Consider the following 15,742-nt stretch of genomic DNA (forward strand, 5'->3'; position numbering starts at 1 on the left):
ATTAACCTGTCCAAAAGGCCAGGCACAAGCTCACTAGCATTTATCGGCACACTGTTGAGTTCTCAAACAACACACGCACACCCGTCACACACTGCAAGAGCTATGATCCGGGGGCTTGGTCCTCGGGTGGCTCGGATCTCTCCGGGCCGAAGGTCACCCACTCTATCACTGTCGTGAGAGCTTGGTTCGTGACCCCCTGCCGGCGCTCGTTCCCGGTGTTCCGGGCCCGTTCCGCGCTGGCAGAGAGAAAGTTACACGGCCCTGAAAAGGGGGTTTCAACCACCCCCCCTTAAGGGTTGTTTTGCCTGGTCAGGGTGCCACTTCGACCCCTGCCGTCGCACGCTTGCCCCGGCGCACCACGAGCCAACGCCCATGCAACAGATCGGTAACGGCCGGCTGCCACTCCTCGTCGGCGATCCGAGCGTTGTTCACGTACGCCCCACCCTCGTTCACCGCACGTCGCGCCGCGCCCCTGCTCGGCGTGAGTCCGGAGGTCACCAGCAGGTCGAGGATCGTCGGCCCGTCGGCCAGGCGGACGGCACCGGTCGGCGCCTCGGCCATGGCCGCGTCCAGCGTCGACTCGTCCAGTTCCCCCAGCTCACCGCGCCCGAACAGGGCCTGGCTGGCCGCGATGACCTGCCTGGTCTCGTGGTCGCCGTGCACGAGCCGGGTGAACTCCTCGGCCAGGCGGCGTTGGGCCGCGCGCAGGTGCGGGCGTTGCTCGGTGTCGGCCGCCAGCTCGTCGATCTCCTCGCGCGGCAGGAACGTGAACAGCCGCAGGTAGCGGACGACGTCCGCGTCCCCCACGTTCACGAAGTACTGGTACCAGGCGTACGGCGAGGTCAGCGCGGGGTCGAGCCAGATGTTGCCGCCGCCGGTGGACTTGCCGAACTTGCGGCCGTCGGCGTCGGTGACCAGCGGCGCGGTCAGCGCGTGCACCGATCCGCCGTCGACGCGGCGGACCAGTTCGACGCCGCCGAGGATGTTGCCCCACTGGTCGGACCCGCCGACCTGGAGCGCGCACCCGTACTCGCGGAACAGCCGCAGGTAGTCGTGCGACTGGAGCAGCAGGTAGCTGAACTCGGTGTAGGACATGCCGTCGGTCTCGAGACGGCGTTTGACGGTGTCCCGGGCGAGCATGACGTTGATCGAGAAGTGTTTGCCGACGTCGCGCAGGAACTCCAGGACCGACAACTGCCCGGTCCAGTCGAGGTTGTTGGCCATGATCGCGCCGGTCCTCGGGTCGTCGAACTCGACGAACCGTTCCAGCTGCCCACGGATGCGCTCGGCCCACTCGGCCACCACGTCCAACGTATTGAGCGTGCGTTCGCCCTGGTCACGCGGGTCGCCGACCATGCCCGTCGCGCCGCCGGCGAGCACGATCGGCCGGTGTCCGGCTCGCTGGAACCTGGTCAGCATGAGCAGCGGCACCAGGTTGCCGGCGTGCAGGCTCGGCGCGGTCGGGTCGAAGCCGGCGTAGAGGGTCAGCGGTCCGGCGTCGAGGTCGCGCCGCAGCGCGTCGAGGTCGGTGGACTGCGCGATCAGCCCGCGCCAGGTCAGCTCGTCGAGAATGTGCTCCACGGGCCAATACTCCCGTACCGGACCCGTGGTGGTCGTGCGGGTTTCAGCGCCGGGTCTCAGCGCCGTCGGGTCGCCTTGCCGCCCCGGCGGTAGGTGGAGACCGCGGGTGAGCCGTCGACCCAGAACCGCCACGGCACGTCCATGGCCACGGCGACGCCGACGCGCGGTCCGGTGCGGATGGCGGACGGGGGCACCGGGTCGCCGGCGAGCAGGCGTACCGGCGAGTCGGGGTCGGTGAGGTCGACGCCGTTGTGGCCGCGTTCCAGGCCGAGGACGCCGGTGAGCTTGGCCGGCCCCTTGGCCAGGTCGGCGTCCGAGCGGGCGGCCGGGCGGCGGGAGCGGGCCAGGTCGAGGCCTTCGACGACCTCTCCCCCGCGCAGCAGGACGGCGCCGGGGACGCCGTCGGTCAGCGAGACGACGTTGGCGCAGAAGTGCATGCCGTACACGAAGTACACGTAGAGATGACCGGCTGGACCGAACATCACCTCATTGCGTGGAGTTCTGCCCCGATAGCAGTGTGACGCAGGGTCGTCGCCGCCCCGGTAGGCCTCGACCTCGGCCAGGCGGACACGGACGGTGCCGGACGGGGTCGTGGACTCCAGTTCGCAGCCGAGCAGCAGCTTGGCGGCGTCGATCGGGTCCACGGCCAGGGCGGCACGGTCGAGTTGCCGGGACTGGGGCGGATCACCGGCGACGGACACGGCGGTGACCCTATACGGCGACCGGGCGGCGGCGTTCCGCGCGCATCGCCGGCAGGTAGAGCGGCGCGGCCAGCGCCAGGACGACGGCGCCGACGACGATCGCGGCCGACGGGGAGGTCGCGGTGGCCAGCGCGGTGAGGCTGATCAGGCCGATCGCCCCGGCGGGCTGGCTCATCATCGAGTTCATCGACACCACGGTCGACCGGTGGTCGTTGGCGACCTCCCGGTGCAGCAGGGTCAGGTGCACCGGGTTGCTCCCGCCGTGCACGAGGTAGGCGGCGAGGTAGCCGGTCAGCGCGCCGGCCGGGCCGGCGAGCAGGCCCATGCCGACGACGGTGATGCCGTGCACGATGCGTAACAGGCCAGCCGTCAGGGCGACGCCCAACCGGGCGGCGAGCAGCGGGGCGAGGGCGGCGCCGGCGGCGGCCGCGAGCCAGCCGGCGGCACCGGCCGGACCCATGACCGCGGCGGCCCGTTCGGTGCTGCCGAGCAGGTCGGACAGGTGTACGGGCAGCAGCGTCTCGAAGGTGACCATGCCGAAGCCCCAGAACAGCTCGACGGCCAGCAGGCAGGCGAGGATCCGGGAGCCGCGCACGATCCGGACGCCGTCGGCGATCACGCTGGGTACCTGCCTGAGGGAGGGCAGGAAGCGGCGGCGGCCGGACGGGTGCGGGGGTTCGTGGACCAGCAGGGCGATGGCGACGAGCCCGGCGACCTGCACGACCAGGCCGAGGATCACCGGCAGGACCAGGGTCGGGATTCCCGGCACGGACACCCAGGCGACGATCCCGCCGCTGGTCAGCGCGCCGGCGGCGACGGCGAGCCCGAGGACCGTGCCGCCGGCGCCCAGGCCCCGTTCGAGCCGGGCGTCCGGGTTCTCGGCGAGGGCCGCGTCGACGTACCAGGCGTCCAGCGGGCCGGAGTCCAGCGCCCGGTACACGCCCTGGAACAGGTAGACGACCGCGAACAGGGCGAACGTGTCGGCGACGAGGACCAGCGACATCGACGCGATGGCCACGCCCGCGGCGGCCAGCAGGACCGGGCGGCGACCCCAGGAGTCGGACAGTCCGCCGGTGGGCAGTTCGAGGGCCAGGACGACGAAGCCCTGCAGGGCGGCGGCCAGGCCGGCCTCGGCGAGGGTGAGGCCCCGGTCCAGCGGCAGCAGCACGGTGATCGGCACCCACAGGCCGACGGGTAACCAGCGCAGGGCCACCAGGACGAGGTAGCGGTGGTAGGTCTGGCGGGCGGTCACGGCACGTCGTCGGGCTCGGTGGGCAGCACGTAGTAGAGGAACGTGACCCGGCGGGCGCCCTCGGCGGGTGTCCGGGCCGCGGCCGTCTGGTGGCGCAGGACGACCTCGTCGATCTCGTCGTTGAGTGCGCGGAGCTGCTCGGGGGTGAGGTCGAGGAGCATGTCGGACATGCCGGCGGCGTCGCGCCAGGCGGCGGGCCAGCGGGGGCGGGCGTCCTCCCAGCGCGCGACCTTCTCGCTCATGCCGGCCCAGTAGTGCTGGCGCAGCCAGCCGGCGGCGGCCAGGGCGTCCGGGTCACCGACGGCGTCGGCGTCGGTCCAGCTGTGGGACTCCTGGGCGGCGGCCCAGAAGCGTTGTTTGCCCCGGCCGTCGCCGGTCTCCTCGACGAGGCCTACTTCGGCGAGTTTGCGCAGGTGGTAGCTGGTGGCGCCGGTGTTGGTGGTGAGCCGTTCGGCGAGGGTGGTGGCGGTGGCGGCGCCGTGGACGCGCAGTTCGGAGAGAAGCCGCGCCCGGAGCGGGTGCGCGAGCACTCGCAGGGCGCGGCCGTCCAGTTGGATGTGTCCTTCGGTCATGCGTGCACAATAAGTGTGCACACATGTTTTGCACAACTATTGTGCAAGCCAGGTCCGCAGGTCGGCGAGCACCTCCCCCACCCTGACCCGCTGCTCCTGGACCCGCGACGGGGCCGTCCCGCCGAACGCGTCCCGGGACGCGATCGACCCCTCCACGGTCAACACGTCACGGATCTCCGGCGACAACGCCGGATGCACCCCGACCAGCTCCTCGTCGGTCAGCTCCGCCAGACCGACACCCCGGGACTCCGCGACCCGCACACAGTCCCCCGCCGCCTCGTGCGCCACCCGGAACGGGATTCCCTGACGCACCAGCCACTCGGCCACGTCGGTCGCCAACGTGAACCCGGCCGGCGCCATCGACGCCATCCGCGCCTCGTCGAAACGCAGCGTGCCGACCATGCCCGCGATCGCCGGCAACAACAGCTCCAGCTGCTCGACCGAGTCGAACAGCGGCTCCTTGTCCTCCTGCAGATCGCGGTTGTAGGCCAACGGCTGGGCCTTGAGCACGGCCAGCAGACCCGTCAGGTTGCCGATCAGCCGACCGGACTTCCCCCTGGTCAGCTCGGCGACGTCCGGGTTCTTCTTCTGCGGCATGATCGAACTGCCGGTCGCCCACGCGTCGTCGAGCACGGCGTAGCCGAACTCGGCGGTGGTCCAGATGATCACCTCCTCGGCGATCCTGGACAGGTTCACCCCCAGCATGGCCAGGCAGAACGCCAGCTCGGCCGCGAAGTCGCGGGAGGCGACGCCGTCGATCGAGTTCTCCGCCGCAGCGTCGAAACCCAGCTCGGCGGCCACCGCCACCGGGTCGAGCCCCAGCGACGAGCCGGCCAGCGCGCCCGACCCGTAGGCCGACACCGCCGCCCGCCGGTCCCAGTCCCGCACCCGGTCCAGGTCACGCAGCAGCGACTGGACGTGCGCGAGCAGGTGGTGGGACAGCAGCACCGGCTGGGCGTGCTGCAGGTGTGTCCGCCCCGGCATGACCGCCGCCGGATGCGTGTCCACCTGGTGCAGCAGCGCGTCCACGACACCGGTCACGCCGGTGGCGACCCGGCGCGCGGCGTCCCGCAGCCACATCCGGAACAGCGTCGCCACCTGGTCGTTGCGCGAACGCCCCGCCCGCAGCTTGCCGCCAAGGTCGGCACCGGCGCGCTCGATCAGACCGCGTTCCAGGGCGGTGTGCACGTCCTCGTCGGCGACCGTCGGGGTGAACGCCCCCGACCCGACGTCGGCGAGCAGTGTGTCCAACGCGGACAACATGCCGGCCAGCTCGTCATCGGTCAGCAGCTTGGCCTGGTGCAACACGCGGGCGTGCGCCTTCGAACCGGCGATGTCGTAGGGCGCCAACCGCCAGTCGAAGTGGGTCGACGCGGACAGCGCCGCCATCGCCTCGGCCGGACCCGAGGCGAAGCGGCCACCCCACAACTGGACGGGCTCAGGCATGGTGGTGCAGGTCGCGCTTGGCGGCGATCTTCGACGGAAGGCCCCACAGCTGCACGAAACCCTTGGCCAGCGACTGGTCGAAGGTGTCGCCCTCGTCGTAGGTGGCGAGGTTGAAGTCGTAGAGCGACTGCTCGCTGCGCCGGCCGGTCGGCACGGCACGACCAGCGTGCATGGTCATCCGGATCTCGCCGGAGACGTGCTCCTGGGTCTTGGCGACGAACGTGTCCAGCGCGTCCTTGAGCGGGGAGAACCACAGGCCGTCGTAGACCAGCTCCGACCAGCGCTGCTCGATCCCACGCTTGAACCGGGCCAGGTCACGCTCGACCGTGACCGACTCCAGCTCCTGGTGGGCGGTGATCAGCGCGATCGCGCCCGGGGCCTCGTAGACCTCCCGGCTCTTGATGCCGATCAGCCGGTCCTCGACCATGTCCAGCCGGCCGATGCCCTGCGCGCCGGCACGCCGGTTGAGCTGCTGGATGGCCTGCAACACGGTCACCGTCTCGCCGTCGATCGCGACCGGGACGCCCTTGTCGAAGGTGATGGTCACCTCGTCGGCGTCGCGGGGCACGGCCGGGTTGTCGGTGTAGGAGTAGACGTCCTCGATCGGCGCGTTCCAGATGTCCTCCAGGAACCCGGTCTCCACCGCCCGGCCCCACACGTTCTGGTCCACCGAGTAGGGCGAGGACTTCGTCTGGTCGATCGGCAGGTTGCGGTCGTGCGCCCAGGCGATGGCCTTCTCCCTGGTCCAGGCGAAGTCACGGACCGGGGCGATGACCCGCAGGTCGGGGGCCAGCGCGCCGATGCCGACCTCGAACCGGACCTGGTCGTTGCCCTTGCCGGTGCAGCCGTGCGAGACCGTGGTCGCGCCGTGGTACTTGGCCGCCTCGGCCAGGTGCTTGACGATCACCGGCCGGGAGATCGCCGACACCAGCGGGTAGCGGTCCATGTAGAGCGCGTTGGCCTGCAGCGCCGGCAGGCAGTACTCGTCGGCGAACTCGTCGCGCGCGTCGGTGACCACGGCCTCCACCGCGCCGCAGTCCAGCGCGCGCTTGCGGATGGTGTCGAGGTCCTCGCCGCCCTGGCCGACGTCGACGGCCACGGCGACCACCTCCGCGCCGGTCTCCTCGGCGATCCAGCCGATCGCCACGGACGTGTCCAGACCGCCCGAGTAGGCGAGGACGATCCGTTCAGTCATGGTGCTTTTCTCCTTCTTCAACGTGAGTTCGTGCGGCGAGAGCGCGGAAACGCTCAGCCAGATCCGAGCCGGACAACGGTTCCCTGGCGATGACCATCACGGTGTCGTCACCGGCGATGGTGCCGACCACCTCGTGCAGAGCGGCCCGGTCGATCGCGCTGGCCAGGAACTGCGCGGCACCGGGCGGGGTTCGCAGGACCGTCAGGTTCGCCGAACAGTCCGCGGAGACGAGTAACTCGGCCAGCAGCCGGCCCAGGCGCGACGTGCCGCCCTGCACCCCGCGGACCGGGCTGCCGTCCTCGGGGATCACGTAGACCGCCGCGCCGCCGTCGGCGCCGCGCAGCTTGACCGCGCCGAGTTCGTCGAGGTCGCGGGAGAGCGTGGCCTGGGTGACGTCAATGCCCTCGCCGGCCAGGAGCCTGGCCAGTTCGGTCTGGCTGCGGATGCCCATCGACGACACCAGTTCGACGATCCGGGCCTGCCGGGCGACCCGGGTGGGGTTGGCGGCGGTCACCGCTGCTCCACCAGCCAGGCCAGCAACGCCTTCTGGGCGTGCAGACGATTCTCCGCCTCGTCCCACACGGCGCTCGACGGGCCGTCCAGAACGTCGTCGGTGATCTCCCAGCCCCGGTGCGCCGGCAGGCAGTGCAGCACGATCGCGCCCTGGGCCGCCCTGGCCAGCAGACCGGCGTTGACCTGGTAGGGCCGGAACGGGGCGACCCGGTCCTTGCCGTCGTTCTCCTGGCCCATGGACGTCCAGGTGTCGGTGACCAGCACGTCGGCGCCCTCGACGGCGGCGTGCGGGTCCACGTACAGCGCCACGCTGCCGCCGGTCTCCTGCGCGCGCCGTTTCGCGTCGAGCATGACCTCGCCGTGCGGAACGAACCCCTCCGGGCCGGCGATCCGCACGTTCAGGCCGGCGGTGGCGCCGCCGAGCAACAGCGAGTGGGCCATGTTGTTCGCGCCATCACCCAGATAGGTGAGAGTCAGGCCGGCGAGGCGGCCGAGGCGCTCACGGATGGTTTGCAGGTCGGCGAGGACCTGGCAGGGGTGGAACTCGTCGGTCAGCGCGTTGACCACCGGGATCGTGGCGGCCGAGGCCATCGCCGTCATCCTGGCCTGCGCGTAGGTGCGCCAGACGACGACGTCGACGTAGCGGGACAGCACACGGGAGGTGTCCTCGATGGTCTCCTCGCGGCCCAGCTGCATCGTGCGCCCGTCGACCACGACCGGCTGGCCGCCGAGCTGGGCGATGCCGACCTCGAAGGACAGCCGGGTGCGGGTGGAGTTCTTCTCGAAGATCGTCGCCACGGCCCGGCCGGCCAGCGCGTCCGAGCAGTGCCGGTCGGCCTTGAACCGGTCGGCGAGGTCGAGGACCACGGCCTGCTCGGCGGGGGTCAGGTCGTCGTCGCGGAGGAAGTGGCGCACCATCAGGACTCCTTGCTCGCGGCGTCGAGAGCGGCCGGCAGCGCGGCCAGGAACCCGTGCAGCTGCTCGGTGTCGACGATCAGCGGCGGGGCCAGCCGGATGGTGTCCGGCTGGACGTTGTTGACCAGGTAGCCGGCCCGTTCGGCCGCGTGGGCCACCGCCGCCGACACCGGCCGGGCCAGGCCGATGCCCAGCAGCAGACCGGCGCCGCGCACCTCGGTGACCAGCGGGTGGCCCAGTGCCTCGACCCCGGCGACGATCTCATTGCCCAGGGTCGTCGCCCGCTCGCACAGGTCCTCGGCGGCGATCGTGCGCAGCACGGCGAGACCGGCGGCGCTGGTGACCGGGTTGCCGCCGAAGGTCGTGCCGTGCTGACCGGGCCCGAGCAGGTCGGCGGCGCGGCCGACGCCGACGCACGCGCCGATCGGCAGGCCGCCGCCGAGGCCCTTGGCGAGGGTGACCACGTCCGGGGTGATGCCGGCCTGGTGGAAGGCGAACCAGCCGCCGAGCCGGCCGATCCCGGTCTGCACCTCGTCGACGACCAGCAGCGCGCCGGCCCGCTCGGTGATCTCGCGGGCGGCCCGCAGGTAGCCGTCGGGGGCCGGGTACACGCCGCCCTCGCCGAGCACCGGCTCGACGAACACGGCGGCGGTGTCCGGGCCGACCGCCGCGCGCAGGGCGTCGACGTCGCCGAACGGGACGTGCGTGACGCCGGGCAGCAGCGGCTCGAACGGGGTCCGCTTGCCGGGCTGGCCGGTGACGGTGAGCGCGCCCATGGTGCGGCCGTGGAACGCGCCGTCGCAGGCGACGATCCCGCCGCGGCCGGTGAGCCGGGTCAGTTTCACCGCGGCCTCGACGGCCTCGGCACCGGAGTTGCAGAACAGCACCTTGGCCGCCCCGGTGAGGCCGGCGACGTCGAGCAGGGCCTCGGCCAGTTCGACGGTGACCGGGTTGACGTAGAGGTTGGAGGTGTGGCCGAGGGTGGTGATCTGCTCGGTGACCGCCGCGACGACCGCCGGGTGGGCGTGGCCAAGGGCGTTGACCGCGATGCCGCCGACGAGGTCGAGGTAGCGGTTGCCGTCGGCGTCCCAGACGTACGCTCCCTCGCCGCGGACCAGGGTCAGGCGCGGGGTGCCGTAGTTGTCCATGAGCGCCGACCGCCAGCGGGCCTGACCATCCACATTGGACTTGATCATGTCGTCTCCTCCTCCGGCAACACCATCGTTCCCACACCGCTGCCGGTGAACACCTCCAGCAGCACCGCGTGCGCCAGCCGCCCGTCGATCACGTGCGCGCGCGGCACCCCGCCGTCGACCGCCTCCAGGCAGGCCTCCATCTTCGGGATCATCCCGCTGGCCAGACCGGGCAGCAGCCGCCGCAGCTCACCGGCGCGGATCTGGTGGCGCAACGAGTCCCGGTTCGGCCAGTCCGCGTAGAGGCCTTCGACGTCGGTCAGCATGACGAGCTTCTCCGCCCGCAACGCGACCGCGATCGCCGCCGCCGCCGTGTCGGCGTTCACGTTGTGCGCCAAGCCATCCGCGTCGGCGGCCACGGTGGACACCACGGGGATCCGACCGGCGCGGACGATGTCGAGCACCGCGTCCGGGTTGACCGCCACCACGTCACCCACCAGCCCCAGATCCACCGGCTCGCCGGCGGCGGTCGTGGTCCGGCGGCGCGCGGTGAGCAGGTTCGCGTCCTCACCGGAGATGGCCACCGCGTACGGGCCGTGGGTGTTGATCAACGCCACCAGCTCGCGGCTGACCTGGCCGGTGAGCACCATCCGGACCACGTCCATGGTCTCCGGCGTCGTCACCCGCAGACCGCCCCGGAACTCGCCGGGGATGCCCAGCCGGTCGAGCATCGCGGTGATCTGCGGCCCGCCGCCGTGCACCACCACCGGACGCAGACCGGCCAGCCGCAGGAACACCATGTCCTGCGCGAAGGCCGCCTTCAACGTGTCGTCGACCATGGCGTTGCCGCCGTACTTCACCACCACCGTCGCGTCGTGGAAACGCTGCAACCACGGCAGCGCCTCGATCAGGACGGCGGCCTTCTCCTGGGCGTCGTCGACGGCGCTCACGTGGAGTACGCGCTGTTCTCTTCGACGTAGCCGTGGGACAGGTCGGTGGTCAGCACCGTGCCCACGCCCTCGCCCGCGTGCAGATCGATCTCGACGGTGACGTCCCGCCCGCTCAGGTCGGCCTTCGCGCGGTCCTCCCCCGCCGTGCCGGCCCGGCAGACCGGCACGCCGTTGAGCGTGATGTCCAGGTCCGCCGGGTCGAAGTCCACCGGCGCGTTGCCCACGGCCATCGCGATCCGCCCCCAGTTCGGGTCGGAGCCGAAGAACGCGGTCTTGCACAGGTTGTCGCCGGCCACCGCGCGGGCCGCGGCCACCGCACCCTCGTCGGTCCCGGCGCCGCGCACGGTGACCGTGACGTGCTTGGTCACGCCCTCCGCGTCCGCCTGCAACTGGGCGACCAGTTCGGCGCAGGCCGCGCGCAGCGCCTCGGCGAACGTGCCGGGAGCGGGCCTCACACCCGAGGCGCCGGAGCACAGCAGCAGCACGGTGTCGTTGGTGGAGGTGCCGCCGTCGACGTCGAGCCGGTTGAAGGTGGTGGTCACGGCCGCGCGCAGCGCCGGGTCCAACTCCGCCGGATCGAGCACGGCGTCGGTGGTGAGCACGGCGAGCATCGTGGCCATGTTGGGCGCGCACATGCCGGCGCCCTTGGCGAAACCGCCGACCGACCAGCCGTCGCCGGCGACCCCGGCCTGCTTGGGGACGGTGTCGGTGGTCATCACGGCGGTGGCCGCGTCCGTGCCGGCCTCGGCGGTGCCGGCCAGGCGAGCGGCGGCGTCGTCGATGCCGGCGCGCAGGCGGTCCATCGGGAGCCGCTCGCCGATCAGCCCGGTGGAGCACACGGCGACGTCGACCGCGCCGACGCCCAGGACGGCGGCGACGTGCTCGGCCGTGGCGTGGGTGTCGCCGAAGCCCTCGGGGCCGGTGCAGGCGTTGGCGCCGCCGGAGTTGAGCACCACGGCCCTCGCCCGGCCGGTCGCGATGACCTGCTGGGACCACAGGACCGGGGCGGCCTTGACCTTGTTGGTGGTGAACACCCCGGCGGCGAGGTCGAGCGGGCCGTCGTTGACCACGAGGGTCACGTCCTTCGCCCCGCTGCTCTTGATCCCGGCGGCGACCCCCGCCGCCCGGAAACCCGACCTGACGACACTCATGGCGCGACTCCCACTGTTGACAGGCCGGTCGTTTCCGGCAGGCCCAGGGCGATGTTCATCGACTGGACGGCGGCACCCGCCGTCCCCTTGGTCAGGTTGTCCAGCGCGGCGACGGCCACCAGCCGCCCGGCGCCAGGGTCCACGGTGACCCGCAGGTGGACGGCGTTGGAGCCGAGCGTGGCGGCGGTCGCCGGCCAGAGGTCGCCGTCACGGTTGAGCAGGTGCACGAACGGCTCGTCGGCGTAGGCCGTGCGGTAGACCTCGGCGGCGGCCGCGACGTCCACGCCCGGCCGGACCGGGGCGGAGGCGGTGGTCAGGATCCCGCGCGGCATCGGGGCGAGCACCGGCGTGAACGACACGGTCACCGGCCCGCCGGCGGCCGCGGCGAGGTTCTGGGCGATCTCCGGCGTGTGCCGGTGGGCGCCGCCGACCCCGTAGGCGCTGGCCGACCCCATGACCTCCGACCCCAGCAGCGACGGCCGCGGCGACTTGCCCGCGCCCGAGGTGCCGCTGACCGAGACCACCACCACGTCCGGCTCGACCAGCCCGGCCGCGAGCGCGGGGGCGAGGGCGAGGCTGGCGCCCGTCGGGTAACAGCCGGGGACGGCGATCCGGGTGGCGCCGGCGAGGGCGGCCCGGGCGCCGGGGAGTTCGGGCAGGCCGTAGGGCCAGGCGCCGGCGTGGTCGCCGCCGTACCAGCGGGTCCAGTCGGCGGGGTCGGTGAGCCGGTGGTCGGCGCCACAGTCGATGACCAGCGTGTCCGGGCCCAGCTGGGCGGCGATCGCGGCCGAGTGGCCGTGCGGCAGCGCCAGGAAGACGACGTCGTGGCCGGCGAGGGTGTCGGCGGTGGTCTCGGCGAGCACACGGCTGGCGAGCGGCACCAGGTGCGGCTGGTGGGCGGCGAGCGTCGAACCGGCGTTGCCGCCGGCGGTCAGCGCACCGATCTCGACGTCGGGGTGGTTGAGCAGGAGCCGCAGGAGCTCTCCCCCGGCATAGCCACTGGCGCCACCAACCGCGATCCGTACCGTCACACGAATGATTATGCACGCCGATGCAAACTTACTCAAACGCGTTGTGGGCGGGTCGGTGACCAGGCGGACCGTCCGGACGGTTCGGTCCTGCTGGCCGACCGCGACCTGTCCAGACGCCCGGCCAGCCCTGACGGCGGGCCAGTTGGCGGCTGGTCAGGCCGCTCGTTCCAGGGTCTTGGCCAGGTGGTCCAGTGCGTCGGTCGTCTCGGCGACGAAGGTGGGAAAGTCGAGGCGGGCGGGTGAGGTCAGCCGCGACCAGGCCGGCGAGGCGACCAGGCCGCCACCGTCGGGGAAGGTCTCGGCGAGGACCGGTTCCGGCACGAACCGGTAGGGCGTCTCCGGGTCGCGGACCCACCGGCGCAACAGCGCCGAGGAGACCGTGCTGTGCAGCGCGACCAGGTGATGGCGGCTGAGTGCCACCGTCAGCTCGTGGGTCAGGTCGGTGACGTGCCGGGACCAGCGCGGGCTCTGCCAACGCTCCCTGACCAGCACGTACAGCGACCCGATCCCGAGGTCGGCGAGGGTGCCCAAGCCCTCGATCTCGGTGCCGGGGGCGGTCAGCAGCCGCTCACCGCGCAGGCGGACGGCGTGTGCGCGGCCGGGGTCGGCCAGGGTGGCGCGCAGGAACCGGCGCAGCGCGCCGAACGCGCCGGCGCCGGGCCGGTCGCACTCCAGGACGGTGATGGCGAAGTGCGGGGTGAGGGCGGCCAGCGACGGCACACCGGGGTTCGTGCTCATGTCAGGTCCTCTCGCACGCCAACAGGATGGGTGCGGGGGCTGCACCAGACGTGGACCAGACCTGAATGGCCGGGCGCCCGCGGACGCCCGGCCGGCACTCAGCGTGGGACGGTCGCGGCGAACTCCGCCCGCTGGTCGCTCTGGTCCTGGTCGAGGGTCCGCTGGGCGGCGGGCTGCGGCTCCGGCTGCGGGACCGGGTCGCACCGCACGTCGGCGGCCCTGGCGGAGCCGCGGGCCGGCAGCGTGCCGCTGCGCAGGTACTCGACGATGATGTCGTCGGTACAGGCCACACCGGAGAGTGAACCCGAATGGGTGGTGCCACCGACACCCTCGATGAGCACGGAGTTCGGGAACCGATCACGGACCTCCAGCGCGCCGGTGAACGGTGTCGCCGCGTCCAGGGTCTCGTTGATCAGCAGGGCGCTGTCCACCCCGCTGCCGTCGACGTTCGTCGGCCGGCTGGACCGGCCGGGCCAGGTCAGGCAGGGGCTGTTGAACCAGGCGTTGCCCCACGAGGCGAAGGGTGCTCGGAAATGTGACACCCAGTTGGTCATCCGGTAGCGGGGGTAGCTGCGTGTCCACGGAGCGTCGGTGCACACAACGGCCAGGTAGACGGCGTGCCCGTTGTCGTCGAAGGGCGGGCTGCCGTAGAGATCGCGCAGCGGCTCCCAGTCGCGGTCGCTGACCCAGCCGGCGAAGGCCTCGGCGACGTCCTCCCAGCCGTAGACGTAGTAGCCGGCCTGGAGGAACAGGTCGGACAGCTCGTCGGGGCCGATGATCCCGCCGGCGGGGTTCCCGCTCAGCCTCGCCTTCTCGGCGTAGTACCGGCGCTCGACCGCGCCGCCGGTGGTGCCGAGGTGGTAGACGTCGTCATGGCGGGCGATCCAGTCGAAGTAGACCGTGATGGCGCGCTCGAAGGCGACGTTCTGTTCCAGGTTGGACCGGTACCAGACACTGGTCGGGTCGACGTTGCCGTCGAAGATCACCCGGCGGAGGCGGTCGGGGAACATCGTGGCGTAGACCTGACCGAGGTAGGTGCCGTAGGAGAAGCCGTAGTAGTTGAGCTGCTCGGCGCCGAGGGCCTTGCGGACACTCTCCAGGTCGAGTGCGGCCTCCACGGTGGTCATGTGGTCGAGCAGCGGGCCGGCGTTCGCCTCACAGGCGTCGGCATAGTCCTTCGATCGAGTGAGCCACGCTCGCTCGATCGAGTGATTGATCGGGACGTAGTCGGGGCGGTCGTAGCCGTCGAAGTCGGGGACACAGCTCAGCGACGGCTCACTGGCGCCGACCCCGCGCGGGTCGAAGCCGATCCAGTCGTAGGTGTCGCCGGCGCCGTCGGGCACGAACTGGCCGAAGATCGAGTACTGCAGGCCGGCTCCGCCGGGGCCGCCGGGGTTCACCAGCATGGGCCCCTGCGAGGCCGCGTCCGGGGACGTGTGGGCCATTCGTGACACAGCGAGCCGGATTTTCTCCCCGTTCGGGTGATAATAGTCGAGAGGGACCGACACAAACCCGCATTCCGCACCAGCGGCGACGAGCTGCTCGGCCTCGCATTCACCCCATTGCAGGGGATCAGGGGTGAATTCCGGATACTGTTTCTCAGATTTCCCTGAGGCTGCGACGCCGGAGGACGGGGCTACGACCAGGGCACTTGACATGACGCACGCTGCCGCGACCAGGGCAACAACTCTGTTCACTTCGTCCCATTCCTTCTCTCGGCCCAGTGATCCGCGCGGATCGAGGAGAGATAATCCTTCCTGTCGCGGAGCGTGTTGGGAAATACCCAGGCCGCCGGTTAACCCGATCGTGGCAGTCACCGTTGTTGTCGGTGCCGCGTCGTAGGTTGCGCGCATGACCCGAAACACCGAGATCAACGCCCTGATCACCGCCGTCCGTGGCGGGCTGGCCGAATTGGCCGACCCGTCGAGGGCGCCGGACATGCGCCGCTACATGAAGTCGGAGCTGCCCTTCCGGGGCGTGCCGGCACCGCGACGCCGCGAACTGGGGCGCGGGCTGTTCGCCGCCCACCCACTCAGCGACGAGGAATCGTGGCGCGCCGCCGTCCTGACCCTGTGGCGCGAGGCCGAGTTCCGCGAGGAGCGCTACCTGGCCGTCGACCTCACCGGCGCGCGCCGGTACGCCCCCTGGCAGACACCCGACCTGCTGCCGCTGTACGAGGAACTGATCGTCACCGGCGCGTGGTGGGACTACGTCGACGAACTGGCCAGCCGCCGCATCGGCCCGCTGCTCCAGGCCAACCGCCCGACGATGACCCCCGTCCTGCGCCGCTGGGCCACCGACCCCGACCTGTGGAAACGCCGCACGGCGATCATCAGCCAACTGCACGCCAAGGAGGACACCGACACCACCCTGCTCACCGACACGATCGAACCCAACCTGCCCGACAGCGACTTCTTCATCCGCAAGGCGATCGGCTGGGCACTACGCCAACTGGCCCGGACGGAACCGGGCTGGGTCCGCTCGTTCGTCGACACCCACCCCGATCTGTCCCCGTTGTCCCGCAAGGAGGCCACCAAGCACTTCTGACATCCCCAGCCCCAACC

General features: G+C 71.6%; 15 protein-coding genes. 1 reads left to right on the top strand and 14 read right to left on the bottom strand.

Annotated features, from left to right (window positions below):
• Positions 1–309 precede the first annotated feature (309 nt).
• The 14 genes from tyrS to BLA60_RS16265 form a co-directional block, all read right to left on the bottom strand.
• The gene (gene tyrS, locus BLA60_RS16200; RefSeq protein ID WP_075133726.1) at positions 310–1,581 is read right to left on the bottom strand and encodes a tyrosine--tRNA ligase; all 1,272 of its coding nucleotides are present in this window, start codon (positions 1,579–1,581) and stop codon (positions 310–312) included.
• Between the two features lie 56 nt (positions 1,582–1,637).
• Positions 1,638–2,282, bottom strand: a complete 645-nt coding sequence (locus BLA60_RS16205; protein ID WP_075133727.1) for a DNA-3-methyladenine glycosylase — start codon at positions 2,280–2,282, stop codon at positions 1,638–1,640.
• 10 nt (positions 2,283–2,292) lie between these two features.
• Entirely contained in the window at positions 2,293–3,534 is a 1,242-nt protein-coding gene (locus BLA60_RS16210; RefSeq protein WP_075133728.1) for an MFS transporter, read from the bottom strand.
• Positions 3,531–4,106, bottom strand: a complete 576-nt coding sequence (locus BLA60_RS16215) for a winged helix-turn-helix domain-containing protein (protein ID WP_075133729.1) — start codon at positions 4,104–4,106, stop codon at positions 3,531–3,533. The genes BLA60_RS16210 and BLA60_RS16215 overlap by 4 nt, the downstream gene beginning before the upstream one ends.
• Positions 4,107–4,142: 36 nt before the next feature.
• On the bottom strand, positions 4,143–5,552 hold the full coding sequence (argH, locus tag BLA60_RS16220; RefSeq protein WP_075133730.1) for an argininosuccinate lyase: 1,410 nt from the start codon (positions 5,550–5,552) through the stop codon (positions 4,143–4,145).
• The gene (locus tag BLA60_RS16225) at positions 5,545–6,747 is read right to left on the bottom strand and encodes an argininosuccinate synthase (RefSeq protein ID WP_075133731.1); all 1,203 of its coding nucleotides are present in this window, start codon (positions 6,745–6,747) and stop codon (positions 5,545–5,547) included. Before BLA60_RS16225 ends, argH begins: the two co-directional genes overlap by 8 nt.
• Positions 6,740–7,261, bottom strand: a complete 522-nt coding sequence (locus BLA60_RS16230; RefSeq protein ID WP_075133732.1) for an arginine repressor — start codon at positions 7,259–7,261, stop codon at positions 6,740–6,742. Before BLA60_RS16230 ends, BLA60_RS16225 begins: the two co-directional genes overlap by 8 nt.
• Positions 7,258–8,178: an ornithine carbamoyltransferase gene (argF, locus tag BLA60_RS16235; RefSeq protein WP_075133733.1), complete on the bottom strand. Its 921-nt coding sequence runs from the start codon at positions 8,176–8,178 to the stop codon at positions 7,258–7,260. The genes BLA60_RS16230 and argF overlap by 4 nt, the downstream gene beginning before the upstream one ends.
• Positions 8,178–9,371 carry an acetylornithine transaminase gene (locus BLA60_RS16240; RefSeq protein WP_075133734.1) on the bottom strand — a complete coding sequence of 398 codons (1,194 nt, stop codon included), beginning with the start codon at positions 9,369–9,371 and terminating at the stop codon, positions 8,178–8,180. The genes argF and BLA60_RS16240 overlap by 1 nt, the downstream gene beginning before the upstream one ends.
• Positions 9,368–10,258: an acetylglutamate kinase gene (gene argB / locus BLA60_RS16245; protein ID WP_075133735.1), complete on the bottom strand. Its 891-nt coding sequence runs from the start codon at positions 10,256–10,258 to the stop codon at positions 9,368–9,370. The genes BLA60_RS16240 and argB overlap by 4 nt, the downstream gene beginning before the upstream one ends.
• Complete coding sequence (gene argJ, locus BLA60_RS16250; RefSeq protein WP_075133736.1) at positions 10,255–11,409, bottom strand: bifunctional glutamate N-acetyltransferase/amino-acid acetyltransferase ArgJ; 1,155 nt, start codon at positions 11,407–11,409, stop codon at positions 10,255–10,257. Before argJ ends, argB begins: the two co-directional genes overlap by 4 nt.
• Positions 11,406–12,440: an N-acetyl-gamma-glutamyl-phosphate reductase gene (gene argC, locus BLA60_RS16255; RefSeq protein WP_075133737.1), complete on the bottom strand. Its 1,035-nt coding sequence runs from the start codon at positions 12,438–12,440 to the stop codon at positions 11,406–11,408. The genes argJ and argC overlap by 4 nt, the downstream gene beginning before the upstream one ends.
• A gap of 153 nt (positions 12,441–12,593) precedes the next feature.
• Positions 12,594–13,178, bottom strand: a complete 585-nt coding sequence (locus BLA60_RS16260; protein ID WP_075133738.1) for a hypothetical protein — start codon at positions 13,176–13,178, stop codon at positions 12,594–12,596.
• 98 nt (positions 13,179–13,276) lie between these two features.
• Positions 13,277–14,623 (bottom strand): alpha/beta hydrolase, encoded by a 1,347-nt coding sequence (locus tag BLA60_RS16265; RefSeq protein ID WP_245812013.1) that lies wholly within the window; start codon positions 14,621–14,623, stop codon positions 13,277–13,279.
• A 406-nt stretch (positions 14,624–15,029) separates the two neighbouring features.
• Here BLA60_RS16265 and BLA60_RS16270 point away from each other — a divergent pair, with 406 nt between their 5' ends.
• Positions 15,030–15,725, top strand: coding sequence for a DNA alkylation repair protein (locus tag BLA60_RS16270; RefSeq protein ID WP_075133740.1), 696 nt, complete (start codon positions 15,030–15,032; stop codon positions 15,723–15,725).
• Positions 15,726–15,742: the final 17 nt, after the last annotated feature.

The organism is Actinophytocola xinjiangensis (assembly GCF_001921215.1).
Lineage (GTDB): Bacteria > Actinomycetota > Actinomycetes > Mycobacteriales > Pseudonocardiaceae > Actinophytocola > Actinophytocola xinjiangensis.

What these genes read in the sequence shown, in the direction of transcription:
- BLA60_RS16215 (WP_075133729.1), bottom strand. Translation starts at nt 4,106, where the DNA reads ATGACCGAAGGACACATCCAACTGGACGGCCGCGCCCTGCGAGTGCTC.
- argH (WP_075133730.1), bottom strand. Translation starts at nt 5,552, where the DNA reads ATGCCTGAGCCCGTCCAGTTGTGGGGTGGCCGCTTCGCCTCGGGTCCG.
- BLA60_RS16225 (WP_075133731.1), bottom strand. Translation starts at nt 6,747, where the DNA reads ATGACTGAACGGATCGTCCTCGCCTACTCGGGCGGTCTGGACACGTCC.
- argF (WP_075133733.1), bottom strand. Translation starts at nt 8,178, where the DNA reads ATGGTGCGCCACTTCCTCCGCGACGACGACCTGACCCCCGCCGAGCAG.
- BLA60_RS16240 (WP_075133734.1), bottom strand. Translation starts at nt 9,371, where the DNA reads ATGATCAAGTCCAATGTGGATGGTCAGGCCCGCTGGCGGTCGGCGCTC.
- argJ (WP_075133736.1), bottom strand. Translation starts at nt 11,409, where the DNA reads ATGAGTGTCGTCAGGTCGGGTTTCCGGGCGGCGGGGGTCGCCGCCGGG.
- BLA60_RS16260 (WP_075133738.1), bottom strand. Translation starts at nt 13,178, where the DNA reads ATGAGCACGAACCCCGGTGTGCCGTCGCTGGCCGCCCTCACCCCGCAC.
- BLA60_RS16265 (WP_245812013.1), bottom strand. Translation starts at nt 14,623, where the DNA reads ATGGCCCACACGTCCCCGGACGCGGCCTCGCAGGGGCCCATGCTGGTG.
- BLA60_RS16270 (WP_075133740.1), top strand. Translation starts at nt 15,030, where the DNA reads ATGACCCGAAACACCGAGATCAACGCCCTGATCACCGCCGTCCGTGGC.